At 64.7% G+C, this 25,978-nt stretch carries 30 protein-coding genes; 17 read left to right on the forward strand and 13 right to left on the reverse strand.

What is annotated here, in order from left to right:
- Nucleotides 1-128: 128 nt before the first annotated feature.
- Entirely contained in the window at nt 129-1,124 is a 996-nt protein-coding gene (locus CH302_RS25900; protein WP_037188633.1) for an MBL fold metallo-hydrolase, read from the forward strand.
- Nucleotides 1,125-1,130: 6 nt separating this feature from the next.
- Here the strand turns inward: CH302_RS25900 and CH302_RS25905 are convergent, their stop codons facing one another.
- Nucleotides 1,131-1,919, reverse strand: a complete 789-nt coding sequence (locus tag CH302_RS25905; protein ID WP_037186856.1) for an LLM class flavin-dependent oxidoreductase — start codon at nt 1,917-1,919, stop codon at nt 1,131-1,133.
- Nucleotides 1,920-1,937: 18 nt separating this feature from the next.
- The gene (gene ramB, locus CH302_RS25910; RefSeq protein WP_037186857.1) at nt 1,938-3,350 is read right to left on the reverse strand and encodes an acetate metabolism transcriptional regulator RamB; all 1,413 of its coding nucleotides are present in this window, start codon (nt 3,348-3,350) and stop codon (nt 1,938-1,940) included.
- Between the two features lie 147 nt (nt 3,351-3,497).
- Between ramB and CH302_RS25915 the strand changes: the two genes are divergently transcribed.
- Nucleotides 3,498-3,902 carry an SPW repeat domain-containing protein gene (locus tag CH302_RS25915; protein WP_037186859.1) on the forward strand — a complete coding sequence of 135 codons (405 nt, stop codon included), beginning with the start codon at nt 3,498-3,500 and terminating at the stop codon, nt 3,900-3,902.
- Nucleotides 3,903-3,987: 85 nt separating this feature from the next.
- Here the strand turns inward: CH302_RS25915 and CH302_RS25920 are convergent, their stop codons facing one another.
- Nucleotides 3,988-4,944: a DUF559 domain-containing protein gene (locus CH302_RS25920; RefSeq protein ID WP_141216733.1), complete on the reverse strand. Its 957-nt coding sequence runs from the start codon at nt 4,942-4,944 to the stop codon at nt 3,988-3,990.
- 531 nt (nt 4,945-5,475) lie between these two features.
- Between CH302_RS25920 and aceA the strand changes: the two genes are divergently transcribed.
- From aceA to CH302_RS25940, 4 genes are all read left to right on the forward strand, one after another.
- Complete coding sequence (gene aceA, locus CH302_RS25925; protein ID WP_037186862.1) at nt 5,476-6,765, forward strand: isocitrate lyase; 1,290 nt, start codon at nt 5,476-5,478, stop codon at nt 6,763-6,765.
- Between the two features lie 164 nt (nt 6,766-6,929).
- The gene (locus CH302_RS25930) at nt 6,930-7,805 is read left to right on the forward strand and encodes a 3-hydroxybutyryl-CoA dehydrogenase (RefSeq protein ID WP_037186864.1); all 876 of its coding nucleotides are present in this window, start codon (nt 6,930-6,932) and stop codon (nt 7,803-7,805) included.
- Between the two features lie 91 nt (nt 7,806-7,896).
- On the forward strand, nt 7,897-8,172 hold the full coding sequence (locus CH302_RS25935) for a hypothetical protein (protein ID WP_037186866.1): 276 nt from the start codon (nt 7,897-7,899) through the stop codon (nt 8,170-8,172).
- A 96-nt stretch (nt 8,173-8,268) separates the two neighbouring features.
- Nucleotides 8,269-9,309, forward strand: coding sequence for an NAD(P)-dependent alcohol dehydrogenase (locus CH302_RS25940; RefSeq protein WP_037186868.1), 1,041 nt, complete (start codon nt 8,269-8,271; stop codon nt 9,307-9,309).
- 79 nt (nt 9,310-9,388) lie between these two features.
- Here CH302_RS25940 and CH302_RS25945 read toward each other — a convergent pair whose 3' ends face one another.
- Nucleotides 9,389-10,246, reverse strand: a complete 858-nt coding sequence (locus tag CH302_RS25945) for a PPK2 family polyphosphate kinase (protein ID WP_037186869.1) — start codon at nt 10,244-10,246, stop codon at nt 9,389-9,391.
- A gap of 32 nt (nt 10,247-10,278) precedes the next feature.
- Between CH302_RS25945 and CH302_RS25950 the strand changes: the two genes are divergently transcribed.
- Nucleotides 10,279-10,740 carry a PPOX class F420-dependent oxidoreductase gene (locus CH302_RS25950; protein ID WP_037188638.1) on the forward strand — a complete coding sequence of 154 codons (462 nt, stop codon included), beginning with the start codon at nt 10,279-10,281 and terminating at the stop codon, nt 10,738-10,740.
- A 47-nt stretch (nt 10,741-10,787) separates the two neighbouring features.
- On the opposite strand, the gene CH302_RS25955 is transcribed toward CH302_RS25950, so the two are convergent.
- Nucleotides 10,788-11,780: an iron-siderophore ABC transporter substrate-binding protein gene (locus CH302_RS25955; protein WP_037186870.1), complete on the reverse strand. Its 993-nt coding sequence runs from the start codon at nt 11,778-11,780 to the stop codon at nt 10,788-10,790.
- Nucleotides 11,781-11,796: 16 nt separating this feature from the next.
- Nucleotides 11,797-12,342 (reverse strand): type 1 glutamine amidotransferase domain-containing protein, encoded by a 546-nt coding sequence (locus CH302_RS25960; protein ID WP_037188640.1) that lies wholly within the window; start codon nt 12,340-12,342, stop codon nt 11,797-11,799.
- Nucleotides 12,343-12,403: 61 nt separating this feature from the next.
- On the opposite strand from CH302_RS25960, the gene CH302_RS30310 reads away from it, so the two are divergent.
- The gene (locus CH302_RS30310) at nt 12,404-12,580 is read left to right on the forward strand and encodes a hypothetical protein (RefSeq protein ID WP_155292869.1); all 177 of its coding nucleotides are present in this window, start codon (nt 12,404-12,406) and stop codon (nt 12,578-12,580) included.
- On the opposite strand, the gene CH302_RS25965 is transcribed toward CH302_RS30310, so the two are convergent.
- The gene (locus CH302_RS25965) at nt 12,577-13,317 is read right to left on the reverse strand and encodes a TetR/AcrR family transcriptional regulator (RefSeq protein WP_037186871.1); all 741 of its coding nucleotides are present in this window, start codon (nt 13,315-13,317) and stop codon (nt 12,577-12,579) included. The two genes, CH302_RS30310 and CH302_RS25965, sit on opposite strands and share 4 nt — an antisense overlap.
- Before the next feature lie 73 nt (nt 13,318-13,390).
- Here CH302_RS25965 and CH302_RS25970 point away from each other — a divergent pair, with 73 nt between their 5' ends.
- The 5 genes from CH302_RS25970 to CH302_RS25990 all read left to right on the forward strand — a co-directional run bounded on the left by CH302_RS25970 (nt 13,391) and on the right by CH302_RS25990 (nt 17,456).
- Nucleotides 13,391-14,665: a DUF445 domain-containing protein gene (locus CH302_RS25970; protein WP_037186872.1), complete on the forward strand. Its 1,275-nt coding sequence runs from the start codon at nt 13,391-13,393 to the stop codon at nt 14,663-14,665.
- Nucleotides 14,666-14,738: 73 nt separating this feature from the next.
- Nucleotides 14,739-15,206, forward strand: coding sequence for a helix-turn-helix domain-containing protein (locus CH302_RS25975; protein WP_052047273.1), 468 nt, complete (start codon nt 14,739-14,741; stop codon nt 15,204-15,206).
- Nucleotides 15,199-15,990, forward strand: a complete 792-nt coding sequence (locus CH302_RS25980) for a heparin-binding hemagglutinin (protein ID WP_037186873.1) — start codon at nt 15,199-15,201, stop codon at nt 15,988-15,990. Before CH302_RS25975 ends, CH302_RS25980 begins: the two co-directional genes overlap by 8 nt.
- A 72-nt stretch (nt 15,991-16,062) precedes the next feature.
- On the forward strand, nt 16,063-16,350 hold the full coding sequence (locus tag CH302_RS25985) for a DUF2516 family protein (RefSeq protein WP_371828356.1): 288 nt from the start codon (nt 16,063-16,065) through the stop codon (nt 16,348-16,350).
- An 80-nt stretch (nt 16,351-16,430) separates the two neighbouring features.
- On the forward strand, nt 16,431-17,456 hold the full coding sequence (locus CH302_RS25990; RefSeq protein WP_094650120.1) for an alpha/beta fold hydrolase: 1,026 nt from the start codon (nt 16,431-16,433) through the stop codon (nt 17,454-17,456).
- A 15-nt stretch (nt 17,457-17,471) separates the two neighbouring features.
- Here the strand turns inward: CH302_RS25990 and purU are convergent, their stop codons facing one another.
- Together purU and CH302_RS26000 are read right to left on the reverse strand one after the other, a co-directional pair.
- Entirely contained in the window at nt 17,472-18,356 is an 885-nt protein-coding gene (gene purU, locus CH302_RS25995; protein WP_037186879.1) for a formyltetrahydrofolate deformylase, read from the reverse strand.
- A gap of 13 nt (nt 18,357-18,369) precedes the next feature.
- On the reverse strand, nt 18,370-19,212 hold the full coding sequence (locus CH302_RS26000; RefSeq protein ID WP_037186880.1) for a class I SAM-dependent methyltransferase: 843 nt from the start codon (nt 19,210-19,212) through the stop codon (nt 18,370-18,372).
- A 59-nt stretch (nt 19,213-19,271) separates the two neighbouring features.
- Here CH302_RS26000 and deoC point away from each other — a divergent pair, with 59 nt between their 5' ends.
- On the forward strand, nt 19,272-19,925 hold the full coding sequence (deoC, locus tag CH302_RS26005; RefSeq protein WP_037186881.1) for a deoxyribose-phosphate aldolase: 654 nt from the start codon (nt 19,272-19,274) through the stop codon (nt 19,923-19,925).
- A 14-nt stretch (nt 19,926-19,939) separates the two neighbouring features.
- On the opposite strand, the gene CH302_RS26010 is transcribed toward deoC, so the two are convergent.
- Nucleotides 19,940-20,686 (reverse strand): LmeA family phospholipid-binding protein, encoded by a 747-nt coding sequence (locus CH302_RS26010; protein WP_052047274.1) that lies wholly within the window; start codon nt 20,684-20,686, stop codon nt 19,940-19,942.
- A 110-nt stretch (nt 20,687-20,796) separates the two neighbouring features.
- Between CH302_RS26010 and CH302_RS26015 the strand changes: the two genes are divergently transcribed.
- Entirely contained in the window at nt 20,797-21,384 is a 588-nt protein-coding gene (locus CH302_RS26015) for a type IV toxin-antitoxin system AbiEi family antitoxin domain-containing protein (protein WP_037186882.1), read from the forward strand.
- A gap of 52 nt (nt 21,385-21,436) precedes the next feature.
- Here CH302_RS26015 and CH302_RS26020 read toward each other — a convergent pair whose 3' ends face one another.
- The 3 genes from CH302_RS26020 to CH302_RS26030 all read right to left on the reverse strand — a co-directional run bounded on the left by CH302_RS26020 (nt 21,437) and on the right by CH302_RS26030 (nt 23,267).
- Nucleotides 21,437-22,135 carry a methylase gene (locus CH302_RS26020; RefSeq protein ID WP_037186885.1) on the reverse strand — a complete coding sequence of 233 codons (699 nt, stop codon included), beginning with the start codon at nt 22,133-22,135 and terminating at the stop codon, nt 21,437-21,439.
- 107 nt (nt 22,136-22,242) lie between these two features.
- Nucleotides 22,243-22,746, reverse strand: coding sequence for a DUF2505 domain-containing protein (locus CH302_RS26025; protein WP_032380350.1), 504 nt, complete (start codon nt 22,744-22,746; stop codon nt 22,243-22,245).
- A gap of 11 nt (nt 22,747-22,757) precedes the next feature.
- On the reverse strand, nt 22,758-23,267 hold the full coding sequence (locus tag CH302_RS26030; RefSeq protein ID WP_037186887.1) for a DUF2505 domain-containing protein: 510 nt from the start codon (nt 23,265-23,267) through the stop codon (nt 22,758-22,760).
- Nucleotides 23,268-23,325: 58 nt separating this feature from the next.
- On the opposite strand from CH302_RS26030, the gene CH302_RS26035 reads away from it, so the two are divergent.
- Nucleotides 23,326-24,342, forward strand: coding sequence for a UDP-N-acetylmuramate dehydrogenase (locus tag CH302_RS26035; RefSeq protein ID WP_037186889.1), 1,017 nt, complete (start codon nt 23,326-23,328; stop codon nt 24,340-24,342).
- Between the two features lie 62 nt (nt 24,343-24,404).
- A complete protein-coding gene (locus CH302_RS26040; protein ID WP_037186892.1) occupies nt 24,405-25,955 on the forward strand; it encodes an MBL fold metallo-hydrolase in 1,551 nt (516 codons plus the stop codon).
- Nucleotides 25,956-25,978 lie beyond the last annotated feature (23 nt).

Here is a 25,978-nt window from a genome sequence, read left to right on the forward strand (position 1 = left end):
CTGCAAAGCCTGCACCTACGGACGAGACTTCGCCACCCGACAAGATGTCCAATGCATCGCTTCGAATCAGGACGGAATGTCGGTCTGTCTCCCACCTGAACGAGCCGCTCACCGGCTAGCCTGTGGCGGTGGGAGACACAGAGGTGGGGTACCGACAGATCGCCGACGACACCTGGGCATTCATGCGGCCGCCCGGCAGTTGGGGACAGACCAACACCGGACTGATCGTGAGCCCGGGTTCCGCGTCGATGCTGATCGACACCGTGTGGGATGTGAACTGGGCGCAGCGGGTCGCCGTCGACACCGCCGAACTGGTTGCCGATGCGCCGATCACCGAAGTACTCAACACCCACTCCGACGGTGATCACTGGTGGGGAAACGACACCGTCCCCGCCACTGCGCGCATCACCACAAGTGCCGCGTCTCTGCATGCCATGAAAGAGGAGACACCACCGAAAGGGGTTGACGCGTTCGCCTCTCTCGGTGCGAAGATCGGCTGGGTGCCGGGACCGGTCGGGGCAATGGGTTCCTACATGAACCGGGTCCGCGGTGACGCCACCTTCCCCGGGGCTCTGCCGCGGCTGCCCGATCACACCTTCGAGACCACCGACACCATCGACGTGGCAGGGCGATCCGTCCATCTGCGTTATCTCGGCCCGGCGCACACCGAGGGTGATCTCATCGCCCATCTACCCGACGTCGGAGTCGTGTTCGCCGGCGACCTGCTGTTCATCGACGCCACCCCGGTGCTCTGGCACGGTCCGCTGCAGAACTGGATCGACGCCCTCGACCATCTCCTCGAGCTCGACGCCGCCGTCTACGTCCCCGGCCACGGACCCCTGTGCGGCACCGACGAGATCCGCGCCGTTCGCAACTACTGGACCTGGGTGTCCGAGGCCGGACGCAACTGCTTCGACGCCGGACTCGACTCCACCGAAGCCGCCCGAAACCTGCTGAAATCGAACGAATTCCGGCAATACGCACACTGGGACTCACCGGAACGACTCATCCTGAGCATGAGCACCCTCTACCGCCTGTGGCGCGGCGAGAAACCTGCGCCACCCACGCTGACGCGTCGAGCACGGGCGTTCGCGGACGCGGGACGGTTCCTGCGAGAGCAGTAGGTGTGCTCACCGCGAGTGCAGCTCCGGCGAACCGAACTGCTGTGTCAACGATGCCCCGTGTGCGAACAGGTCGGAAAGATCTAATCTATCCGCGGCGGGTTCGAGCACAATGGTGGTGGCTCCTGCGTCGATCCATCGTCGGATATTGCTCGGGGCCGCATCGGACTCGGAGCCGAACGACACGTAGACGACCACGTCGTGATCGGGCCCGCCGTCGATGTGCCCGATGGCTGTTCGCACCTGATCCGGTGACGTTTCGCTCGTGAGGATGGTCCCCGTGCCGTGACGGCCGCTCAGGGCGAGAGTCTTCGGCCCCGTCGCACCGACGAGCAGCGGCGGCGGTTGCAGCGGAGGCCAATTCAGCTGCACGTTGTCGAGTGAGACGTACCGACCCTGCACGGTGACGCTCTCGCCCGCCAACAGTGCGGTGAGCGCTGTCATCTGCTCGCTCAGCAACGTCAGGGGCGACTGCACTCGCGCCCCGATCTGGCCCATCCACGACTGCACACCGTGTCCGAGCCCCACGCGGAGCCGTCCCGGGCGGACTCGGGCGATGGTAGCGATCTCCATGGCTGTTGCTGCCACGTTCCGCATCGGAGTGGGTAGCACCCCGATGCCGACGTTCACGCGTTCGGTGCTCGCGAGAACCAGTGCAGCAGTGGACACTCCACCGGAGTAGAAGCAGTCCTCCCACAACCACACCTCGTCGACGCCCGCGCGGTCGGCCGCACGTGCCGCCTCGACGAGATCCTCCGGCGCAAGTTCGGGTCGGAGTACGACGCCGATTCGAGTCATGGCAGTCTTCCTTTCTTCTCAGCGAACGAGATACGGGGACACCGAACTTCGGTGCTCATCGATATCGAGGTCCTTGCCCAGTGGCGGAAACGCACGTTGCGGGCAGTTCGAGCGTTCGCACACCCGGCAGCCCGCTCCGATGGGCGTGGCCGCCGCCGACCCCTGCACGTCCAGACCGTCGGCGTACACCAGCCGTCCGGCGTGGCGCAGTTCGCAACCGAGGCCGATGGCAAAGGTCTTGCCGGGCTGGCCGTATCGAGCGGCGCGTCGCTCCACAGTGCGCGCGATCCACAAATAGCTGCGGCCGTCGGGCATTTCGGCGATCTGTGTCATGATCTTGCCCGGGTAGGCGAACGTCTCGTACACGTTCCACAGCGGGCACGTGCCACCGCTGGACGAGAAGTGAAAACCTGTGGCGGACTGACGCTTCGACATGTTCCCGGCGCGATCGACCCGCACGAACGAGAACGGCACACCCCGTAGCTCGGGTCTCTGCAGGGTGGAGAGTCGATGGCAGATGGTCTCGTAGCTGACCGAGAAAAAGGCCGAGAGCCGCTCGATGTCGTACCGGAAATCCTCGGCCACGTCGTGGAACTGGTGGTACGGCAACACCGTCGCGGCTGCGAAGTAGTTCGCGAATCCGAGCACGGCCAGCTTCTTCGACGACTCGCTGGTGAAATTGCCCTCGTCGGCCATCTTCTTCAGCAGATCCCCGCATTCGAGATAGGCGAGTTCGGCGGCGTACTTGAACACCTTCTGCCCGCCGGAGAGATGCGGTGAGATCTCCAGTACTCGCGTCTGCGGATCGAACCGGTGCAGCACGTTCTCGCCGAGGTCGATGCGATTGACGATCTGCACGTCGTGGACCGTCCGCAATCGCTTGGCGATCTCGCCGCCGACGTCGGCGCGATGGAACCGAATTCTCGAGGTCAGAGCTTCTGCCGCAGTGTCCAATTCGTGCAGATAGTTCTGCCGCTGATAGAAGTAGTCGCGCACTTCCTCGTGCGGCTTGCTGATGGAACCACTGCCACTGCCGTCGGAGAAACGCTCCTCGGTAGCGGCCAACAGCTGAGCCGTCGTATTGCGGTATCGGCGGTGCATGTTGACCATCGCTCGTGCCAGCTGCGGGTGCGAGCTGACCATCTGCGCGATCTCGTGCGCATCGGCGTCGATGCCCATGTCCTGATCGAGCGCCACCTCGCGGAGTTCGGCAACCAGCCTGGTGTCGTCCTCGGAGGAGAAGAACGACGTGTCGACGCCGAACACCTCGGAGATCCGTAGCAGTACCGGCACCGTCAGTGGACGCACGTCGTGCTCGATCTGGTTGAGATAACTGGCCGAGATTCCCAGCTTCTGCGCCAGCGACACCTGACTCATGCTGCGTTCGCTGCGGAGCTGCCGAAGCCGCACGCCGACGAAGGTTTTGGACATATCGCCAGGCTACGCCTGCGAAGAATTGACTTAACAGCATTGGCAACTAGCTGCTGAGTCACAATTCGATGTTGTTCGGGAACATTAGCCGAGGTAAAGGCGTATACCGGTATACGAGCTATTCACCACGCACCACGAGGAGCGGTCATGTCCAACCGTCAACGCACTTCCGAAATCGTCAGGGACGTCGTCGTATTCGTCACCGGAGCCGTACTCGTCGCATCCACCGTCTGGCTGCCCGTCCAGGGAGACCAGGAAGTCACCGGTGCCATCCTCGTGCTCGGCATTCTCGCCGCATCGACCGCGCTGTGGGCGATCGGATCGTCGTCCAGACAGAGTCACTGGACCCACGTCGGCCTCGGCCTACTGCTCGCGGTCTCGCCCGCGCTGATGGTGTTCCCGTCCGGATTGCTGGCCGCGGACCTGTTCGCCATCGTCGGCGGACTCGTGATCGCCGCCATGGGTGCGCTCGGGGTGCTTTCCTCTCGTCGGACACCGATCAATTCCAGGGTGATTGCACGCAGTGACGAGCACACCGGCGTTCGCGTCTGAGCCTTCTCTGCAACCGGTGCTCCACTCCCGGGGGCGTGCGCGATGAATATCGTGCGCGGGCACGGGAGTGGAGCGCTGTGTGCAGTCATCGCCTCGATTCCCGACGTCGCCGGATCACCGACGCAATCTCGCCGGCGATGACGTCCGGTGCGGCCAGCACGTCGAATGCCGAGTAGCGCAGCACCAGCCAGCGATCGAGCACCAAAGCGTTCTGCCGACGCCGATCCTTGCTGAATACCCCAGCTGCACTGTGGAATTGACGCCCGTCCACTTCGATGATCGTTCGGCTGCGACGGTCGACGAGGTCGCAGATGTACGGACCGACTACCGCATTCATCTCCAGGTACAGCCCGATCCGGTGCAGCGCGCGTCCCAACGCCCGCTCCGGTTCCGAGGCGAATCTGGTCACCGCCAGCCGAACTTGGCGAGCCAACTCTGCGTTGCCGCGTCGACCCGGGAATCGTTCGAGCAGGCGGAGCAGTGACGCGGGGTCGAGTCCGAATTTCAGGCGTTCGTCGATCAGCAACTCGGCCTCGGCGCGGGGGAGTACCGCCAGGCAATCGAGAATCGTCTGTGCGGGCGCGGTGCACGGCAGGGACTCGACCTCGTCGACGAGCCTGGAATCGAGTGCGCGACGATGTAGCCGAAGCCATGGCGGTGGCCGCAACCTCGCCGAGCGAGGGACGGTGGCGTCGAGGGTGGTCGGTTCGGTCGTCCAGCCCCGCAGGTATGCGGCCGACCGGTGACTGAGCACGGCGTCCGGTCGCCACAACGAAACGGCCCGACACCGATCCATCGTCGACGGTTCCCCGCGCATGTGGACCGACGGCAGAACACGGGTGAAGCGCCGCGAGACGGTGCTGGGGTGGAGCCCTGAGGCCAGGAGCTGCTGAAGGGTGGCGGGGCCGGGAGTGGAGCCTGCGGAATGACCCTGGGGTCCGGGAGTGGAGCCTGCGGAATGACCCTGGGGTCCGGGAGTGGAGCCTGCGGAATGACCCTGGAGTCTGGGGGTGGAGCCTGCGTCGGTGTTGTCGGGTGTCATGGATGCAGCGTCGGCGATGCTGTAGGTGTCCTCCGGCGCTCGACCTGGGGGAATGCAATGCCCTGTGGATAGCTGCGTGTCTGTGGATGAGTGCACGTAGCGCTCCATTCGGGGGCGTCGGGCGCGTGATTTCGTGGGAAGTGGCGTCGAGTGGAGCGCCCCGCGCATGTCCACATCTTGAGATCGGGGTACTGTGATGTCAGTCACAAGATCGGCAGTTTCTGACTCGATTCAGACGCCCCCGTCAAACCGTACAAGCGTCCTGTATGAGTTTTTGTTCATTGCGTTCATCAACTGGGGATTCATCGCTACTGGCGAGTAACCACGCCGTCCGATCGGAGAGGTTTGCGCCGACCGAAAATTTGCAACATTAGCAACAGCGTCGGGAAAGCTAGCCAAGATTGGCACTAACAACTGGTAGACGCCTGTTTTCGGGTGTGCCATTGTTTTGGAGTACACCAGAAGGGCCTGGCAACGATGTGAAGATTCGTCTCGAGGCAGGCCGAGAAGCAGAAGAGACTGGAGCTGAAGATGTCGACCACCGGCACCCCGAAGACCATCGCCGAGATCCAGCAGGATTGGGACACCAACCCCCGCTGGAAGGGCGTCACCCGTAACTTCACCGCACAGCAGGTCTCCGACCTCCAGGGCACCGTCGTCGAAGAAGCGACACTCGCTCGCCGCGGCAGCGAGATCCTCTGGGACCTCGTGAACAACGAGGACTACATCAACTCGCTGGGTGCCCTCACCGGCAACCAGGCCGTGCAGCAGATTCGCGCCGGCCTTCAGGCGATCTACCTCTCCGGCTGGCAGGTCGCAGGCGACGCCAACCTCTCGGGCCACACCTACCCGGACCAGAGCCTCTACCCGGCCAACTCGGTGCCGTCGGTCGTCCGTCGCATCAACAACGCACTCCTGCGCGCCGACGAGATCGCCAAGATCGAGGGCGACACGTCCGTCAAGAACTGGGTTGCACCGATCGTCGCCGACGCCGAAGCAGGCTTCGGTGGCGCACTGAACGCCTACGAGCTGCAGAAGGCCATGATCGTGGCCGGCGCCGCAGGCGTCCACTGGGAGGACCAGCTCGCATCGGAGAAGAAGTGCGGCCACCTCGGCGGCAAGGTTCTGATCCCCACCCAGCAGCACATCCGCACCCTCACCTCGGCACGCCTCGCGTCCGACGTCGCCGACGTCCCGTCGGTCATCATCGCCCGCACCGACGCCGAGGCAGCCACGCTGATCACCTCCGACGTCGACGAGCGTGACCGTGAGTTCCTCGACGGAACCCGCACCGCAGAAGGATTCTTCGGCGTCAAGAACGGCATCGAGCCCTGCATCGCCCGTGCGAAGGCCTACGCCCCGTACGCCGACCTCATCTGGATGGAGACCGGCGTGCCGGATCTCGAGGTCGCCAAGAAGTTCTCCGAGTCGGTTCGCAGCGAGTTCCCGGACCAGCTGCTCGCCTACAACTGCTCGCCTTCGTTCAACTGGAAGGCACACCTGGACGACGCGACCATCGCCAAGTTCCAGAAGGAACTCGGAGCCATGGGCTTCAAGTTCCAGTTCATCACCCTCGCAGGCTTCCACTCGCTCAACTACGGCATGTTCGACCTGGCACACGGCTACGCCCGCGAAGGCATGACCGCGTTCGTCGACCTGCAGGAGCGCGAGTTCAAGGCTGCCGAAGAGCGCGGCTTCACCGCCATCAAGCACCAGCGTGAGGTTGGCGCCGGCTACTTCGACCGCATCGCCACCACCGTCGACCCCAACACCTCGACGGCTGCACTGAAGGGCTCCACCGAAGAAGGCCAGTTCCACTGAGCAGTTCCGCCTCTCCGAACCTCTAGCGCACCAGTCAGGCGGCCCCAGCGATTCGCTGCGGGCCGCCTGATTTGTATCGCCTGGGTTCTGGGCGTACCCCGGAAGAGTTACCCCCATCTCACTTGAACCTGTTGTGCCGCAACATCTATGACTAGGAGCTTCCTGTGACGGTCGAGAGGGTGGGGATCGTCGGAGCCGGGCAGATGGGGGCAGGAATTGCCGAGGTCTGTGCCCGCGCCCATGTCGACGTGTTGGTCTACGAACAGACTCGTGAGCTGACGAGCGCCGGACGCACCCGCATCCTGAAGTCCCTCGATCGCGGAGTGAGCAGCGGCAAGATCACCGAACGCGAGCGAGAGCACGCTGCGGCAAGGCTGCGATTCACCTCCGACCTCGCCGACTTTCGCGATCGCCAGCTCGTCGTCGAAGCAGTACTCGAAGACGAGAAGATCAAGGCCGACATCTTCGCCGAACTCGACTCGGTGGTGACCGACCCCGACGCCGTCATCGCCTCGAACACCTCCTCCATTCCCATCGTGAGCCTGGGAGCCGCGACGACGGCACCCGGCCGCGTCGTCGGTCTGCACTTCTTCAACCCGGTCCCGGTACTGCCACTCGTCGAGCTCGTCACCACCGACCTGACCTCACCGGCAGTGGCCGACCGCGCCGAGCGATTCGCAGGCGATGTCCTCGGCAAGCAGGTCGTGCGCTCAGCAGATCGCTCGGGCTTCGTCGTCAACGCGTTGCTGGTGCCGTATCTGCTCTCTGCGATTCGCATGGTCGAATCCGGATTCGCCACCAAGGAAGACGTCGACAAGGCGACGGTGCTGGGTCTGGCGCACCCCATGGGGCCACTCGCACTCGCCGACCTCGTCGGCCTCGACACGGTCAAAGCCATTGCCGATTCCATGTATTCGGAGTTCGAGGAACCTCTCTTCCTGGCACCGCCGCTGCTGCTGCGCATGGTCGAATCGGGCCGCGTCGGAAAGAAAGCCGGAGCCGGTTTCTATCGCTACGAGAACGGCCGAATCGCAAAGTAGACACCGCCCCGGGCGGGTTGCCCCGCGACGGACACCGGAGCGCTATTGTCGGTCTGCGAAACGCAGTCACTTCGATCACAGGAGCGTGTCAGTGAGCAAGTCCACGAAGTCGAACGGTGTGGTTCCCAAGGCATTCGGGATCGGGTTGGCCGCCACCGGTGCCGCCCACTTCGTGGTGCCCGAGGCATTCGAGGGAATCACCAAGCTCCCGTTCCCCAAGGACACCAGAACCTGGATCAGTCGTAACGGTGCCACCGAATTGGCCGTCGGCGCGGCGATCGCGTACCCCAAGACGCGTAAGATCGGACTGGTCGGTCTGGGCGCATACGTACTGTGGCTCGGGGCCAACATCGCCAAGAACAGCTGACGTTACTGTTGCAAACGACTCGTTTAGAGCAGGAATAGCCTGGTCGAGGCGGTAGCTGCCTTGCGCTCTCACTGATGCGTAGGTAGCAATGTAGATATGACTTCAGCTACCGCTTACCAGGCCACCGCTCCGGACGCCCCGCTCGAGAAGGCGACGATCGAGCGACGCGCAGTCGGACCGAACGACATCCTCATCGACGTCAAGTTCGCCGGCATCTGCCACTCCGACATTCACACCGCCCGTAACGAGTGGGGCGGCACCACGTACCCCGTCGTTCCCGGACACGAGATCGCAGGCATCGTGGCCGAGGTCGGCTCCGAGGTGACCAGCCGCAAGGTGGGCGACCGCGTCGGCGTCGGCTGCTTCGTGGACTCCTGTGGCGAGTGCGAGGCGTGCAAGGACGGCGACGAGCAGTACTGCACCAAGGGCGTCGTCCAGACGTACAACTCGAAGACCTACGAGGGCGAGTTCACCCACGGCGGCTACTCCACCCAGATCGTCGTGACGGAGAAGTTCGTTCTCGGCATCCCGGAAGGCGTCGAGCTCGACGTTGCCGCACCGCTGCTGTGCGCGGGCATCACCCTGTACTCGCCGCTCAAGCACTGGGGAGCAGGACCGGGCAAGAAGGTCGCCATCATCGGCATGGGCGGCCTGGGCCACATCGGCGTCAAGATCGCGCACGCACTCGGTGCTCACGTCACCGTGCTGAGCCAGACGGACGCCAAGGAAGCCGACGGCAAGGCCTACGGTGCCGACGAGTACTACGCCACCAAGGACACCACCGCCCTCAAGGATCTGCAGGGCAAGTTCGACCTCATCCTCAACACGGTCTCCGCGAACCTGCCGATGGGCAAGTACCTCGGACTGCTCGCCCGCAACGGCACCCTCGTCGAGCTGGGCGTTCCCGAGAAGCCCCTCGAGGTGCCCGCGTTCAACCTGCTGGCCAACCGTCGTTCCTTCGCCGGTTCGATGGTCGGTGGCATCGCCGAGACGCAGGAAATGCTGGACTTCTGCGCCGAGCACCACATCGGCGCCGAGATCGAGGTCATCCCGGCCGAGAAGATCAACGAGGCATACGACCGCGTCGTCAAGTCCGACGTGCGCTACCGCTTCGTGATCGACGCAGCCACGCTGTAACTGTCTCCTTGGACGCGTGAATGGTCCATTGACCTGCCCAGACGGGGGTTGATGGACCATTCACGTCTTCGAAGCGGGTTCAGCTCTCGGCCAGCCGCTTCTTCTCGTGCTCGACGTCGAAATCTGCTGTGGGCCAATCGAGATCGAGCTTCTCCAGGGCGTCGATCAGGATCTCCGTGACCGCAAGTCTGCTGTACCACTTGCGGTCGGCCGGAACGACGTACCACGGCGCATGATCGAAGTCCGTACGATCGAGCACCCGCTGATACGCCTCTCGGTACTGCGGTAGGAAGCCACGCTCGGTGACGTCGCCCGGGTTGTACTTCCAGTGCTTCTCGGGTCGATCGAGCCGCTCCTGCAATCGCTTCTTCTGCTCGTCGGCCGACACGAACAAGGCCACCTTGACGACGACCGTGTCCTCGTCGACCAGTTCCTTCTCGAAGGCGTTGATCTCGTCGAATCGCTTCTCCCACACCTGCCGTGGCACGAGGTCGTGGACCGCGACGACGAGAACGTCCTCGTAGTGGGACCGATCGAACACCCCGATCCGGCCGGCCCGTGGAAGGGCTTTGCGGATGCGCCACAGGTAGTGGTGCTGCTTCTCCTGCTGGGTGGGTACCCCGAACGACGCGAGGTCGACGCCCTGCGGATCGACCATCCCGATGACGTGCTTGACCATGCCGCCCTTGCCTGCGGTGTCCATGCCCTGCAGCACCAGCAGAACCGACTTGGTGCCGCCTGCGCGGCCGTGGGCGTAGAGCTTTTCCTGGAGTGCCGCCAGCACCGCTCCGCGCTGCTCGAGGACGTCGTTGCCGTGTGCTTTCGCGCCGTCGAAACCCGGAGTTGCCGTGAAGTCGATGTCCTCCACACGGGGAGAGGCGCTGGCGCGCAGCACATCGACGGGAGAGAGCGTCCACAGTTTCGACTTGTCGGCCATAGGCGGAAGACTACTTCTCTACCATGGGATTCATGGCCCCTACCATTGCAAAAGCAGAAACCGTGTCGCGTGAGCAAATGCTCGAGTTCGTCTCTCCGCGGCACCACCACACCCTGATCACCCGCAAGCGCGACGACGGTCTGCAGGTCTCCCCGGTGTCCGCCGGGGTGGACTCGGAAGGCCGCATCGTCATCGCCACCTACCCCGAGCGCGCGAAGGTGCTCAACATCCGCCGCAACTCCGCCGTCACGGTGCTGGTGCACAGTGACGACTGGAACGGCGACTACGTCCAGGTCGACGGTACGGCCGAGATCATCGATCTTCCCGACGCCGTCGAACCTCTGGTGGAGTACTTCCGCAGCATCGCCGGCGAGCACTCGGACTGGGACGAGTACCGCGCGGCGATGGTGAAGCAGGGAAAGTCGTTGATACGCATCGTGATCGACACCTGGGGCCCGATCGCCGCGGGTGGCTTCCCGCCAGGGAGAGTGTGACAAGCCCGCCAGGGAGAGTGTGACAGGCCCTCCTAGGAGGGTGTGACCTAGCCCTTCAGCGGTGCCGCGAACAATGGCACGGCGTTCTCGAGTGCGTATCGGGTGCCTGCGACCGAGGCGGCCGAGAATGCGTTGGACAGGTTCGTGTCACCGAGTACGACGAGGCGTCCGTCGCGTGCCGACGGAAGGCCCTGGATCGACGGGTTGTCGGTGATCACCTCGGGTCCGGTGCCGATGGGGAACATGACGGTGAGGTCGGCGTCGAGCGCGGCGATGTTCTCCTCCGACAGTTCGATGCTGAACGCTCCGGGTTCGGCGAGGGTCTGGATGGCCGGGGTGTTGGTCAGGCCGAGTGATTCGAGGAAGTCGACGCGGGTGTCGCCGCGGACGTAGGCACCGACCTGTCCGCTGTAGAGCGTTCCGACGGCGACGGTCTTGTCGGCGAATTCGGGGTTGGCCGCGATGGTGTCGTCGAACAGTGTCTTGGTGTCGTCGACGAGTTTCTTGCCCTCGTCTACCTTTCCGAGCGCTTGGGCGACGATCTCGGTCTGGCCGTCCCACGTGGTGCCGTAGGCGACGTCGGTTCCGGGCGGCGCCGCAACAGTGGGGGCGATCTCGGACAGGTCGTCGTAGACGGCTTTGTCGTTGGTGCTGCGAGTCCACAGGATCAGATCCGGCGCCAGCGCCGCGATCGATTCCATGTCGACGTCGAAGGTGCCCACGATCGTGGGGTCGGTGTCGTAGGTCTCGTCGACCCACGGACCGAGCCCGTTTCCGCCGACGCCGAGCCAGTCGCTGGCACCGACGGGCTGGACGCCGAGCGCCAGCGCGGTTTCGGCGTCCGACCATCCGAGCGCGACCACTCGCTGCGGGTTCGCAGGTACCTCGACCTCGCCGAACATGTCGGTCACGACGACGCCACCGGACTCGGCCGAGTCGGTGGCGCCGTCGGAGTCACTACCGTCGGAGCTGCATGCGGTGAGGGTGAGGGCAAGGGCGAGGGCTGCCGCAGGCAGAGCCGACGAACGTGAGATGCGCATAGGGCACGCTAACCTATCAAGCGGCGAAATGCTCCACGATCTTCGCGCAGAAGGCCGGCAGGTCGTCCGGATCGCGGCTCGACACCAGGTTGCCGTCGACCACGACTTCTTCGTCGACGACGGTTCCTCCCGCGTTTCGAATGTCGGTTCGGATGCTCGGGTAGGACGTCAACGTCCGACCCTTCAGAACATCGGCCTCGACGAGGGTCCAGGCACCGTGGCAGATGACGCCGACGGGCTTGCGGGCCTGCACGAAGGCGCGGACGAACTCCACTGCGTCCGCGTCGACGCGAAGTTGATCGGGGTTGGTGGTGCCGCCGGGCAGAATCAGTGCGTCGAAGTCGTCCGCGGAGACCTCGGCGACGACGCGGTCGACCGTGAAGGTGTCGGCGGCATTGACGTCGCTCTCCATCGCTTGGATGTCGCCATGGTCGAGTGCGACCAATGTGACTGTGGCTCCGGCATTTTCGACGGCTTCGCGAGGCTGAACCAGCTCGACTTGCTCGACCCCGTCGGTGGCGAGAATGGCGACGCGGCGTCCGGTCAAGGTTTCGTTAGTCATACCGTTCGAATGTCCGACGGGGCCGGATCCCAAACCGACGAGCGATGGTACGAATGGACCCATGAGCGAATCACCCATCGAAACTCCGGCCGAGGATCGCGCCCTGCAGAACCTGCCGATCGTGGACGAGCCCGACGAGCCGAGTGCGGATGAGCTGCCCATCGAGGCCGACGCCATGGACGTGCTGGATCAACGAGCAGAAGTACCCCTGGACGACGACGGGTACGACGAGCGCTAAGGCGTGTTCGGCTCTTCGTCGACCAGCGGATGCGGCTGCGACTTGAACTTCGCGGGGGAGCCGTCGGCCATGGCGACCCCGTGGATTCCGCCCCACATCATCATGCAGAGATAGTCGATCAGATCGTCGGCGGACATCGACTTGTTGGAGATCCACCAGTGCGTGGCCAACTGAACCGCACCGACGATGGCGAAGGCCCACGGCACCGAGCCACCGGAATCCATCTCGCGTTGCCGTAGGCGTTCACCCAACACGGTGGAGAGCAACTCGGCGATCATTCGCTCGGACTCGGCAACCACGTCGCGGTTGTTGCCGGCGTTGTTCGCCATGACGTACAGGTACACCTCGGGATCGGTGGCCACCGTCTCGACGTACGCGGTCACCACGACGCGAGTGAGCTCGTACTCGTCGAGCTCGTGTGAGATCGCAGCGTAGATGCGAGGTGCGAGAGTCGTCTCGACGTACCGCGACATCGTCGCGCTCGTCAGGTCGTTCTTGTCGGTGAAGTAGCGGTAGAGCACCGTCTTGGAAATACCGATCTCCGACGCGATCTCGTCCATCCCGATTTCGCGGCCTCGCAACCGGATCGCGGCCAACGTGCCGTCGACGAGCTCTTCGCGGCGCGCGATCTTGTGCTCACGCCACCGACGCTTTCGGCCGTCCGGCTTCTCGACCTTCGGCTTGTCCTCGCTCGGCTCGGACTCGTTCAGCTTTGCCTCCGTCGTATTTCTCGCCACAACCCCACCCTATGCGCCTTGTCCGACACCATTGCAGGCTGCGTCCGGTTGATCTGCCACATTTCTGGGCACAATGTCGGTTGTGCAGCTCATGAACTTCGACGACGAGACCAAACGTCGCGACCTCCGCAAGATGAAAACAGTCGCGACGGGCTTTCTCGTTTTCGCATCGATCGTCTATCTCTTCTGCCGATGGCAGGAGTCGACGGGCGCAGGTGCCTGGGTCGGCTACGTCCGAGCGGCGTCGGAGGCGGGCATGGTGGGCGCACTCGCCGACTGGTTCGCGGTGACGGCACTGTTCAAGCACCCGCTGGGTATCCCGATTCCGCACACGGCTCTGATCAAGAAGAAGAAGGACCAGCTGGGCGCGAGCCTGAGTTCGTTCGTCGGCAGCAATTTCCTTGCGCCCGAGGTGGTGTCCGAGAAGGTCGCGTCGGCGCAGGTTCCGCTGCGATTGGGTACCTGGCTCGCCCAGCCCGACAACGCCGAACGCGTCGCGGCCGAGGCGGCGACCGTGTTGCACGGCGTCGTCGACGTACTCAACGACGAGGACATCACCGCCGTCATCGACAGCACCATCGTGCGTCGACTCGCCGATCCGCAGTGGGGTCCGCCGATCGGCCGCATCCTCGACGAGTTGCTCCGCGAGAACCGTCAGCTGCCATTGATCGACATGCTCGCCGAGCGCGCTCACCAGTGGGCGCTCGGCAGCCAGGAGATGATCGATCGCGTCGTCGCGAGGGATTCCCCGAACTGGTCGCCGAAGTTCGTCGACACTCTGCTGGGGGAGAAGGTCTACAAGGAACTCGTCGAGTTCACCTGGAAGATTCGCTCCAACCCCGAGCACGACGTCCGTCAGGCCGCGAACAAGTTCCTCATCGACTACGCCAACGACCTGCAGCACGATCCGGTGACCATCGAGAAGGCCGAGAAGCTCAAGGCGCAGATCATGGGACGCGAGGAGATCACCGGCCTCGCTGCGGCGACGTGGAAGGTGGCCAAGCGGCTGATCACCGAGTCGGTGGACGATCCGACGAGCACGCTGCGCACCAAGATCAAGGAGAACACCGCCAACCTCGGCGTCCGTCTGCGCGACGACGAGGACCTGCGCGGCAAGGTCGACGGTTGGCTCCTCGGTGGCGCGAGCTACATCGCCGCGAACTACGCCGACGAGATCACCACGATCATCGGCGACACCGTCGCGCGCTGGGACGCCGAGGAAGCGAGCAAGAAGATCGAACTGCAGGTGGGACGTGATCTGCAGTTCATTCGCATCAACGGAACCGTCGTCGGTTCCATCGCCGGTCTTGCCATCTACACGATCTCGGATCTGATCTTCGGGCACTAGTGCTAGCAGAGTGCTTGCAATAGTTAGCACCCTTCGGTACCGTCCAGTAGGACACCGAAAACAGGAGGCCGAGATGGCCGATGACGAGGGGGATCTGGTCGCAAAGGCGACCGAGGCGACGCAGGTCGTCGCCGAGGCGGGGGATCTTGTTGCCGCAGTCGTCACGACTGCAGCACAGGACATAGGCAGCTACATCCGATCGCAACGGGAAGCCGCGCAGGTTTCGATGCGGCAACTCGCCAGTCGGGCCGGAGTGAGCAACCCCTACCTCAGCCAGATCGAACGCGGACTGCGCAATCCGTCCGCCGAAGTGCTAGCGCAGATAGCCAAGGGTCTGCGCGTCTCCTCGGAGGTGCTGTACGTCCGGGCCGGGATCTTGGAAGCGCGTCCCCACGGTCCGGTGCGCGAAGCTCTGCTCGGCGATGAGCACATCACCGAACGGCAGAAGCAAGTGCTGATCGAGATCTACGACTCGTTCTGTCGTGAGAACGAGTCGACGCAGGAGCCCGAACCCGACGAACAGGAGACACCCGATGTCTGATTCCAAGAACTTCGAGAACGTCAAGACCCCCATCTTCGCAGCCGTCGGTGCAGGCGACGCCGTCGTCCAGGCAGTAGCGGACGTCGTCGCTCAGGTGCGCTCGCGCGCCGAGAGCCGTACCAGCGAGGTCAACGCCCGCATCGCCGACATCTCCGAGGACGTCACCGAAGGCGTCGAGAGCCTGCGCGAGCGCCTGGCGAACCTGCCCGCAGAGCTTCCCGACGAGATCGCCGAACTCCGCGAGCGCTTCACCCCCGAAGAGCTCCGCAAGGTGGCCGAGGCATACCTCAAGGTCGCCTCCGACCTCTACACCTCGCTCGCCGAGCGCGGCGAAGAGACCGTCGAGCGCATCCGCCGCACCCCGGCCGTCGAAGAAGGCCTCGAGCGCGCCAACACCGCTGCCAACGACGTCGTCGACCTCACCGAGCAGGCCCTCGGAACCGTCGCCTCGCAGACCCGCGCAGTCGGCGAGCGCGCCGCTGCCCTGGCCGGCCTCGCGTCGGACAAGGTTCGTGAAGGTGCCGAGGAAATCTCCGAGGCCGCCGACGAGATCGCCGAGAACATCGACGAAGCAGGCGACGAGGCCAAGGACAAGGCCGTCGAGGCTTCCGACAAGGTGAGCGGCGTGGCAGGCAAGGTCGAGGCCAAGACCCGCAGCAGCGCGAACTCGCCGATCAAGAAGCCTGCTCCGGCACCCGCGAAGAAGACGGCACCGGCACCGGCTGCCAAGAAGACCGCGCCGGCTCCGGCCAAGAAGGCTCCGGCGAAGAAGACCACTCGCTAAAGCAATCGTAAAGAAAACGACCCCTGCGCCGCGCGGTGCGGGGGTCGTTTCTCGTACACTGGCCGCGTGAGCATCGCCGGCAGCTTCAGCTACTACATCCTGACCTTTCTGCAGATCCTCGGAGTGGTAGGCGCAGGATTCGCGATCTTCCATGCCCTGCGTCAGCGCGCCGACGCCTTCCCTGCCGTGGACAAGCTCACCAAGAACGCTTGGCTGGCCATTCTTTTCGTGGGTCTGCTCCTTATCCTGGTCTCCGGAGTGATCGGATTCCTGGGCATCATCGGTGTCGTCGCCGTGTGCGTGTACCTCGTCGACGTGCGACCGAAGATCGACAGCATTCAACGCGGACCCCGCTGGTAGGCAGCCGCATCGACGCTCACGAGATCGTGGGCGTACCGTCTACCGCACCCGCCAGGGGGTCGAGGTAGAGGGGATTTTCTGTGGTTTCACGCAAGGTAGTCGAACGTGTGCTGTTCGGAATCGGCGGCGCGGCCGCGGCGGCCTCCGTCGGTGCATTCGTCGTCCGGCGGCGTCGCCTGCATTCGTTCACCAGGACGACCGATGTTCGGCCCGACGAGCTTCTGAAACACCCCACGATCGAGCCGATCGTCACCGAGGTGGTCACCGACGACGGTGCGCACCTGCACGTTCGCAGCTACGGTGACGCCGATGCCGAACCGATCGTCTTCAGTCACGGCTGGACCTGCTCGGCCGACTACTGGTTTCCGCAGATCAACGCCCTCGCCGGCCGCTACCGCGTCATTGCCTACGACCAGCGTGGCCACGGCCGCAGCGACGTGGGAACGCGACCGCTGAGCCCCGACGGGCTGGCCGACGATCTCGCCGCCATCCTCTCCGCCACCGTCGCCGAGGACAACAAGGCCGTCCTGGTGGGCCACAGCATGGGCGGCATGTCGATCATGGCGTGGGCCGGGAACTATCCCGAGCAGGTCGATCGACTCGTCAGTGCCGTGCTGCTCGCCAGCACCGCGACCGACTCGCTCGTACGCGAAACCACCGTCATCCCACTGCCGCAACGCTTCCCGCGCGTCCCGACCCCCGTGGGGAAGGCCGTGCTCAGCTCGGCACTTCCGCTGCGCCCGTCACCGGTGGTGCGCCAAGCCATCAAATACATCTCCATGGCACCCAGTGCTACTGCTGCCGAGGTGGCGTTCTGCGAGAAGATCGTGCTCGAATGCGCGCCGCGTACCCGCGGCATCTGGGGTGCGGCACTCACGGACCTCGACATCCACGAAGCGCTCGAGAACATGTCCGTCCCCACCAGCGTGCTCGTCGGATCGGCCGACCGATTGACCCCGCCCGTGCACGCTCGCAAACTCGCCCGCGCCCTGGACGATCACGATCACCTGAGCCGACTGATCGTGATCCCGGGCATCGGACACATGAGTTCCGTCGAGGCAATCGACGAATTCAACGCCGAAGTGGTTCGGCTCCGGAACCTGTGATCGTTCGGGTCTCGCCTAGCTGAACACCACGGTCTTGCGGCCGTGCACCAGGACACGATCCTCCAGGTGCCACCGCAGGCCTCGGGAGAGCACCAGCTTCTCGATGTCGCGGCCCTGACGCACCATGTCGGCCACCTCGTCGGAATGGTCGACGCGGATGACGTCCTGCTCGATGATCGGACCCGCGTCGAGCTCGGCCGTCACGTAGTGGCACGTCGCCCCGATCAGTTTCACGCCCCGCGCGAATGCCTGGTGGTACGGACGTGCGCCGACGAACGACGGCAGGAAGCTGTGATGGATGTTGATGGCCCGGCCCGCCCAGTGCGTGCACAGCGACTCGGGGAGAACCTGCATGAACCGTGCCAGCACCACCGCGTGGGGGTCGTAGGAATCGACCAGCGATCGCACTTCCTCGAAAGCAGGCCCGCGCTCGGAGGGTTCCTTCGCGAACTCGACGTGATGGAACGGGGTGCCGTGCGCGGCGGCGATCGGCTCGAGCGACTTGTGGTTGCCGATCACCGCGGAGATCTGAGCGGGCAGCTCGCCGCCCGCTGCGCGGCCGAGGAGGTCGTGCAAGCAGTGTGCTTCCTTGCTGACGAGCAGGACCACGCGCTTGGGTTCACCCGAATCATGAAGTGTCCATTCGGTTTCCGGGCCGAGCTCGGCGGCGACCACGGCGAAACGGGTGCGTAGCTCCTCGATGGTCATGTCCACGGACGACGCGCGTACGGCCTGCCGGGTGAAGAACCAGCCGGTGTCGGGATCGGCGTGATAAGCGGCCTCGACGATCCATCCACCGACCTCGGCGAGGAAGGTCGAGATGCGGGCGACGATGCCCGTCTTGTCGGGGCAACCGAGCGACAGGACGTAGCGGCGATCCTCGGATACGGAAGAACTCATACCGCCGATTGTCTCAGGGCGTCCGTACCCCGGTTGCCACCAGTGTCCCGAGATCGATCGAATCGATTCCGCGCTCGGTCAGCAGCGCAGTGAACTCGGCACGGATCTGCGTCCGGGTCCCATCGTCGAACGGTGTCAGCGCGCCCCGCATCGCGCTGCCCAGCACGAGATCCCACACGAACGACTCCGTTGCGGGAACGTGGTTGGACAGCTCCACGACCTCGACATCGGTGGTGCCGGCCGCGGTGAGCCATGCGGACAGAAGATCCGCCGTCTCCATTCGACGAATCGGGTGCTTGTCGTACCCGTCCTGCGCGAGTGGCCCGTCGTGCTCGTTCGGCGGCGAGTGCGCACCGATCACCTCGAAGTACGTGCTCGCGAACGCCTCGATCGCACCCTTACGCCACACCGTCACCCCGACGCGACCGCCCGGACGAACCAGAGACACCAGACGAGCGAAGTCCCCCTCGGGATCGGGCAGAAAGAAGATGCCGTACGAACAGGCCAGCGCGTCGTATCCGGCATCGGGAACCGTCGACGGCGGCTCCCACTCGGTGGCGTCGGCGAGAACGAAGTCGATGTTGCGCAGGGCGCGATCGGTGGCTTTCACGCGGCCCACCTCCAACAGGTCGTCGGCGAGATCGATGGCATGCACGAGACCGTCCGGGCCCACCGCCGCGGCCGCAGGAACGGCCGACGCCCCGGTGCCGGAACAGACGTCGAGAACCGCGTCGCCGGTGGCCAATCGGAGTGCGAAAACGAGAGACTGCCCGGCCGGGCCCCACACCTGCGGGGTCAGGCCGTCGAACTCCCTGATGGTGGCGTTGAAGGTGGCGGCGAGCGACGCTGCGGTCATGACCGAAAATCGTAGACCGACAGGGTTACGAATGGCAGAGCTGTGAAAAGCTGGACCGCATGACACTCACCCGCGCCGCCCTCGCCGGAATGGTCGACCACACCCTGCTCAAGCCCGAAGCCACCCAGGCCGACGTGGCCGCCCTCATCGAGGAAGGCCGCGAGCTCGGAGTACTCGCCGTGTGCGTATCGCCGTCGATGCTGCCGATTCGCGCCGAGGGAATGCTCACCGCCGTCGTCGCCGGATTCCCGTCGGGCAAGCATCATTCGCTGATCAAGGGATCCGAGGCCAGGCTCGCGGTGCAGCAGGGTGCCGACGAAGTCGACATGGTGATCGACGTCGGCGCGGCCATCGCGGGGGACTACAACGCGGTGTTGGCCGACATCGTCACCGTCCGCGAAGGGATCGCCGGAAGCGCCGTCCTCAAGGTCATCATCGAATCTGCAGCGCTGTCCGACGACGCGATCGTCGAGGTGTGCCGCGCCGCCGAGAAGGCCGGTGCCGACTTCGTCAAGACGTCCACCGGATTCCACCCGGCCGGCGGAGCGAGCGTCGAAGCCGTGCGATTGATGGCAGAGACCGTCGGCGGTCGACTGGGCGTCAAGGCCAGCGGCGGCATCCGCACCACGGACGCCGCCCTGGCCATGATCGACGCGGGCGCAACACGATTGGGACTCTCGGGCACCCGCGCGGTGCTGGACGGATTGAGCTAGAGCGACTGCGTGGATCACGCGACGAGCGAGCAACCCTCGGGAGTCGGCTGATTCTGATCCTGCTGGGTCACCGGAATCGTGTACTGCCCGCCTTCGAGCGTTAGCTCGATGCCGCTGTCGGTGACGGTCAGCGACGTCGGAGCCATGTCCAGCGGGTAGGCCTGCAGGCTGTCGGTCAGCACGCCGACGACGGAGTCGACCAGATCGGTGGGAATGCCGAGACCCAGGATCGACGCGTCGACGGTCTGGAAGTCGACCCTGCCGTCCACGACCTGCGGCTTGACGGTGAGGTTCGCCAGAGCGCCGACGGCGAAGTCGAGGGTGCCCGCCGATGCATCCGAGGTGACGCCGGAGACGATCGCGCCGATGCCCTGGCTCTGCAGGGTGCGGGTGATGCCGTCGGTCGACCACGAGATGTCGGCGCTCGAGCTGCCGATGGTGCCGCCGGAGTCGGCGGTCTGCGTCAGATTCAGATCACGTGCCTCGGCCTGGACTACCATGCCCTCGGCGGGTCCGAAGCGCGCGTCGTTGCTGTCGACGGTCACCGAGGAGACCTTCTTGTCCACCAGCGAGAGCAGGACCGGCTTGAGGCCGAGACCGACCTCGACCTGGCTGCCGAGCTCGGATTCGAGCTGTCCGGCGAGACAGGATTTGATCTGCTGACGCACGAACAACTCGCCACCGATGACGGCGACGAGGAGGACGACAACGACGGAGACTGCGATCAGCGGTGCGGTGCTGCGCCTTGCTGTGGATGACATTCCTGGCAGTCTTCCCGATGATTCTGAGCAAGCTCTGTGAAACTCGCCGAACCCGTGTTCTCGGTGCGAAACTTTGTGACCTGTAACACATTGTGACGTAGGCTTGCGTCATGAGTACGACAGGACCGAGCGTGCACGAGCTGCACTCGTTGGCCACTCGTCAGGACGGCTATTTCACGGCCGAGCAGGCCGGCGAACTCGGCTTCGATTCTGCGATGGTGCGCGTCAATCTGGCCACGAACACGTGGACTCGCGTCGAGCGCAACCTGTTCCGACTCGGCCAGTGGCCACGCAGCGAACTCGAAGTGTTCGCCATGTGGTGCGCCTGGTTCGGCGGTGAGGCCGTGATCTCGCACCAGAGCGCGGCGGAGCTACACGGATTCGGGCACCTGCACCCGCAATTCGTACACGTCTGCGCATTCGGCGACCTTCGACTGACCGACACCAGGCTGGCGGTTCATCGCCTACGACTCGAGCCACGGGACGTCGAATCTGCAGGCACGTTCAACCTCACCACGCCGGTGCGTACGGTGCTCGACCTCGCCGCTGGTGGCATCTCCCAGATCACCCTCGACGAGGTGGTGTGCGACGCCGTCGCGATCGGTCGCGTCGACCCGCAGACGCTGTACTCCGAGGCGGGAAGCAGCACCGACCGAGTGGCCGAACGCGTCGAACTGGCACTGTCTGCCTGCACGTAGCCGCGGGATCGGGTGCAGCCGGCCGCGCTGAGCGCGGTCGGCTGCACCCGATTCACGGTGCAGGTGCGACCGTCGACCAGGGGACGGTCAGCACGTTGTCTCGCATCCGTCGGCGGGGGAGTGTGATCGGAAGGCCTTGTTCGACAAGTACTTTCATGGCTGCGCGCCACCGAATTCGAGGCCCGAACGGTGCCAGCGGTGCCGACACCGACCACGCTCTGTCGGCTCGTCGAAGCAGATCGTGCACGAGCTCACCCTCGATGTTGCGATGTATCAACACCTTCGGTAGCCGTTCCGCGATGTCCGACGGCATCTCGACGTCGAACGGATCCCATGCCAGCGTCAGCGAGCGCGGCCCATCGGCGTCGAGCAACACCCAGGCGCAGCGTCGACCGAGCTCGTCGCAGGTGCCGTCCATCAGTAGGCCGCCGGGGGCCAGACCCGCCAGAATGCGTTGCCAGGCAGCAGGTACCGCATCCTCGGGGTACTGCCGCAGTACGTTGAACGCCCGCACCAGGTTGGGGCGCAAGCCCGCCAGCTCGAAACCGCCGCGGGCGAACTTCACGCCGTCACTCCCCGGTACGACGCGTGCGGGGTCGATCTCGAGACCGGTGACTCGGAGATCGGGCCGGACGGTGCGCAGTCGACCGGCCAGCTCGAGGGTCGTGTTCGGCATCGCCCCGTACCCGAGGTCGACGACGAGGGGATTCGGCGACTCGAGCAGAACGCGTCGAACATCGGGGTTGTGCATCAGCCACCGGTCGCTGCGACGCAACCGATTGATGCCGGTGGTGCCGCGGGTGATGACGCCTTCAGGAGCAGAGCCCGGGGAACGACCCCTGTTCGGCGTGTTCAGGGCTAGGCGTTCTTTTCGAGCCAGTCGGCGGTCACTTCGCCCTCACCGCGCCACAGGTCGATGAGGTTGACGAGCATGAGCTGCTCGAGCTTGCCACCGATGAACGGGAGGAAGACCTTGGCCTCCGACGAGGTGCGCAGCGTCGAACCGCCGTTGGTGGGGAAGAGCGAGGTGGTGCCCTTCAGCGAGCCGGGTCCGGCCGGAATCGACGCGTCGTAGTGGCCCGCGGTGACTTCTTCGTAGGCGTCGAAATGCACGTTGCGGGTGATGACCATGTCTTTCTTCATCACCGTCTGCGCGATGTCGGGCAGTTCGGTGCGCGGGATGACGTGGTGCATCACGATGTCGATTCCGGCGTCGGACACCTCGAAGCTCTTCAGCTCGTTCTCCGAGTACTTACGCATCTCCTCGATGCGCGCATCCCAGTGATCGCGACTGGAGAGCGCTGCATAGACCTGCTGCGTCGAGTGGGTGAACCGGGCGGAGTAGTTCATTCGGCGAGCCATAGTGCGCCAGGTTAGCCGTTCGTGTTCGCGGCAATCCAGTTACCGGTGAAGTCCTGTTCGTTGTCGATGAGCGAGAGGACCTGCTCGCTGATCATCGCTTCGATCTTGCCGCCGAAGATCGGGACCTTGACCTCGGTGGTGCCGGCCAGCGCGATGGTCGTCGCATCGCCGGTGGCATCGAGGGTGGTGGTGCCGGTGATGCGGGCCGGTGCGCCTTCGACGGTCGCTCCGAACGTGCCGTCGGCGTGGGTGCCGTCGAACGGTCCCCAGCTCTCGGTGCGTTCGATGATGAGGTCGCCCTTCTTGAAGGCGGTCACCGCGGACGGCAACTCTTCTTCGGGGACGGCCTGGGTCATGACGACGTCGATGGTTCCGTTGCCGACGGTGACACTCTTCAGGCTTGCGCCCGGTCCGCCGATCTGCTCGATGCGGTCCTTCCAGTACTGCTCGGACGTCAGTGCAGCGTGGACCTTGTCGGCGGAGGCGGGCACAGTCGAGCTGTGCTCAATAGGGCGAGGCATAGGCGCAGGTTACCGGGTGACTGAAGACAGCAGTGCGCGACCGGTAGCGTGAGAGTCCGTGCCTACTGCAATTTCGGAGCTCACCACCATCCGCGTGGGTGGCCCGGCCCGTGAATTCACCGTTGCGACGACCGGCGACGAGTTGGTCTCCCTGGTGCGCGACGCGGATCGCGCGGGGACCGACGTGCTGGTCGTCGGCGGCGGATCCAACCTGGTGGTCGGCGACGACGGGTTCGACGGCCGGGTGATTCGAGTGACCGGTTCGCGGCTGGACATCGACGGCGAGATCGTGACGGTCGACGCGGGCGTCGAGTGGGATGCCGTCGTCCAGGCGACGATCGAAGCAGGTCTGTCCGGCATGGAAGCGCTGTCGGGCATTCCCGGAACCACCGGCGCGACGCCCATCCAGAACGTCGGCGCGTACGGCGCGTCGACGTCGGAGCTGCTGCACGGCCTGACCGTCTACGACCGTGAGACCGAGGAGACGGCGGTGTGGACGCCGGAGCAGTGCGGTTTCGGAACGCATCGGTCGTCGGTGTTCAAGCGATCCTCGCGGTACGTGATCTTGGATGTGACGTTCGCGCTGAAGAAGACGACCGAGTCGCTACCGGTGCGGTACGCGGCGTTGTCGGAGCGTCTCGACGTGCAGATCGGCGACGTCGTACCGGTGCCGGACGTGCGCGCGGCCGTGCTGGCTCTACGCGGCGAACGCGGCATGGTGCTCGACGCAGGAGACCACGACACGTGGAGCGTCGGATCGTTCTTCCTCAACCCGGTACTGGCCGAGGTGCCCGAGGCCGCAGCGCACGCACCCAGCTTCCCCGACCCCGCGGGAACCAAGATCCCGGCTGCCTGGCTGATCCAGAACGCGGGCTTCCCGCGCGGGTACGGCACCGAATTCGGGCGCGGCACCGCGGCGTTGTCGTCCAAGCACGTGTTGGCCGTCACCAACAGGGGTGGGGCGAGAGCGTCGGACATCATGGCGCTGGCCACGCACGTGCGAGACGGGGTGCAGGAGAAGTTCGGCGTCACGCTCACGCCCGAATGTGACCTCGTCAACTGCGCTCTGGGTTAGGGCCGGTCGAAACGGCGCATACGATGGAGCTTTGCAAGTGAAAGCTCGTAGGAGGTAAATCAGTGCAGGTCACCAGCGTGGGACATGCGGGATTCCATATTCGGACCGACGCCGGAAGCATCCTGTGCGATCCGTGGGTCAACCCGTCGTTCTACGCGTCCTGGTTCCCGTTTCCCGACAACTCGGGCCTGGACTGGGACGAGTTGGGTGATTGCGACTACCTCTACGTCTCGCACCTGCACAAGGATCACTTCGACCCGAAGAACCTGGCCGAGCACGTCAACAAGGACGCCACCGTGCTGCTGCCGGACTACCCGGTGCTCGATCTCAAGCACGAGCTCGAGAAGCTCGGCTTCCACAAGTTCTACGAGACGACGGACTCGGTCAAGCACACGATCTCCGGTCCCAAGGGCGATCTGGACATCATGATCATCGCGCTGCGCGCGCCCGCCGACGGTCCCATCGGCGACTCGGGTCTCGTCGTCTCGGACGGCAGGACCGTCGCGTTCAACATGAACGACGCGAGGCCGGTGGACCTGGACGTGATGACCGAGAATTTCGGTCCCGTGGACGTGCACATGCTGCAGTACTCGGGCGCGATCTGGTACCCGATGGTCTACGACATGGTTTCGCGTGCGAAGAAGAATTTCGGCATCCAGAAGCGTCAGCGTCAGATGGATCGGGCACGCCAGTACATCGAGCAGGTCGGCTCGACGTGGGTCGTCCCGTCGGCGGGCCCGCCGTGTTTCCTGGACGACGAGCTGCGCTCGCTCAACGACGTCTACGGCGACCCGGCCAACGTGTTCCCGGACCAGATGGTGTTTCTCGAGCAGATGCGACTGCACGGGCACGACAAGGGCCTGCTGATGATGCCGGGCACCGCTGCGACGTTCGACGGTTCCGAATTGATCTCGCACGAGCACCCGATCCCGACGGCCGAGGCCGAGGCCATCTTCACCACCGGCAAGGCCGAGTACATCGAGGCCTACGCCCAGCGTCAGGCGTCGGTCATCGCCGCGGAGAAGGCAGCGTGGGCTCCGGCCGAGGGTGAGCCGTTGCTCGAGCCGATGCGAGGCCTGTTCGAGCCGATCATGGCGCAGACGGATCTGATCTGCGACGGCATCGGTTACCCCGTCGGAATCACCATGGGCGACGAAACCGTTGTGCTCGACTTCCCGAAACGAATTGTGCGCGAACCGATCTCGAACGAGCGGTTCCGCTACAGCTTCACCATCCCGCCGGAACTGGTCCGCACCGCCATCCGCGACCAGGAGCCGGACTGGGTCAACTCGATCTTCCTGTCCACCCGCTTCCGTGCCCGACGCGTCGGCGGCTACAACGAGTTCCTCTACACGTTCTTCAAATGCCTCACCGACGAGCGCATCGCCTACGCCGACGGCTGGTTCTCCGAGGCGCACGACGACACGGCCACGATCACGATGGGCGGCTACGAGATCCAACGTCGCTGCCCGCACCTGAAAGCGGACCTGACGAAGTTCGGCATCGTCGAGGGGAACAAGCTCACCTGCAATCTGCACGGGTGGGACTGGAGCCTCGATTCCGGCCGCTGCCTCACCTCGAAAGGGCACGAACTTCGAACGCGCAAGCTGTGAGACTGCCCCCAAAAATCGGGGTA

It is taken from the genome of Rhodococcus sp. 15-2388-1-1a (assembly GCF_002259145.1).
Taxonomy (GTDB): domain Bacteria; phylum Actinomycetota; class Actinomycetes; order Mycobacteriales; family Mycobacteriaceae; genus Rhodococcoides.

What these genes read in the sequence shown, in the direction of transcription:
- CH302_RS25905 (WP_037186856.1), bottom strand. Translation starts at nt 1,919, where the DNA reads ATGACTCGAATCGGCGTCGTACTCCGACCCGAACTTGCGCCGGAGGAT.
- ramB (WP_037186857.1), bottom strand. Translation starts at nt 3,350, where the DNA reads ATGTCCAAAACCTTCGTCGGCGTGCGGCTTCGGCAGCTCCGCAGCGAA.
- CH302_RS25915 (WP_037186859.1), top strand. Translation starts at nt 3,498, where the DNA reads ATGTCCAACCGTCAACGCACTTCCGAAATCGTCAGGGACGTCGTCGTA.
- CH302_RS25920 (WP_141216733.1), bottom strand. Translation starts at nt 4,944, where the DNA reads ATGACACCCGACAACACCGACGCAGGCTCCACCCCCAGACTCCAGGGT.
- aceA (WP_037186862.1), top strand. Translation starts at nt 5,476, where the DNA reads ATGTCGACCACCGGCACCCCGAAGACCATCGCCGAGATCCAGCAGGAT.
- CH302_RS25940 (WP_037186868.1), top strand. Translation starts at nt 8,269, where the DNA reads ATGACTTCAGCTACCGCTTACCAGGCCACCGCTCCGGACGCCCCGCTC.
- CH302_RS25945 (WP_037186869.1), bottom strand. Translation starts at nt 10,246, where the DNA reads ATGGCCGACAAGTCGAAACTGTGGACGCTCTCTCCCGTCGATGTGCTG.
- CH302_RS25950 (WP_037188638.1), top strand. Translation starts at nt 10,279, where the DNA reads ATGGCCCCTACCATTGCAAAAGCAGAAACCGTGTCGCGTGAGCAAATG.
- CH302_RS25955 (WP_037186870.1), bottom strand. Translation starts at nt 11,780, where the DNA reads ATGCGCATCTCACGTTCGTCGGCTCTGCCTGCGGCAGCCCTCGCCCTT.
- CH302_RS25960 (WP_037188640.1), bottom strand. Translation starts at nt 12,342, where the DNA reads ATGACTAACGAAACCTTGACCGGACGCCGCGTCGCCATTCTCGCCACC.
- CH302_RS30310 (WP_155292869.1), top strand. Translation starts at nt 12,404, where the DNA reads ATGAGCGAATCACCCATCGAAACTCCGGCCGAGGATCGCGCCCTGCAG.
- CH302_RS25970 (WP_037186872.1), top strand. Translation starts at nt 13,391, where the DNA reads ATGTCGGTTGTGCAGCTCATGAACTTCGACGACGAGACCAAACGTCGC.
- CH302_RS25975 (WP_052047273.1), top strand. Translation starts at nt 14,739, where the DNA reads ATGGCCGATGACGAGGGGGATCTGGTCGCAAAGGCGACCGAGGCGACG.
- CH302_RS25980 (WP_037186873.1), top strand. Translation starts at nt 15,199, where the DNA reads ATGTCTGATTCCAAGAACTTCGAGAACGTCAAGACCCCCATCTTCGCA.
- purU (WP_037186879.1), bottom strand. Translation starts at nt 18,356, where the DNA reads ATGAGTTCTTCCGTATCCGAGGATCGCCGCTACGTCCTGTCGCTCGGT.
- CH302_RS26000 (WP_037186880.1), bottom strand. Translation starts at nt 19,212, where the DNA reads ATGACCGCAGCGTCGCTCGCCGCCACCTTCAACGCCACCATCAGGGAG.
- deoC (WP_037186881.1), top strand. Translation starts at nt 19,272, where the DNA reads ATGACACTCACCCGCGCCGCCCTCGCCGGAATGGTCGACCACACCCTG.
- CH302_RS26010 (WP_052047274.1), bottom strand. Translation starts at nt 20,686, where the DNA reads ATGTCATCCACAGCAAGGCGCAGCACCGCACCGCTGATCGCAGTCTCC.
- CH302_RS26015 (WP_037186882.1), top strand. Translation starts at nt 20,797, where the DNA reads ATGAGTACGACAGGACCGAGCGTGCACGAGCTGCACTCGTTGGCCACT.
- CH302_RS26020 (WP_037186885.1), bottom strand. Translation starts at nt 22,135, where the DNA reads ATGCACAACCCCGATGTTCGACGCGTTCTGCTCGAGTCGCCGAATCCC.
- CH302_RS26025 (WP_032380350.1), bottom strand. Translation starts at nt 22,746, where the DNA reads ATGGCTCGCCGAATGAACTACTCCGCCCGGTTCACCCACTCGACGCAG.
- CH302_RS26030 (WP_037186887.1), bottom strand. Translation starts at nt 23,267, where the DNA reads ATGCCTCGCCCTATTGAGCACAGCTCGACTGTGCCCGCCTCCGCCGAC.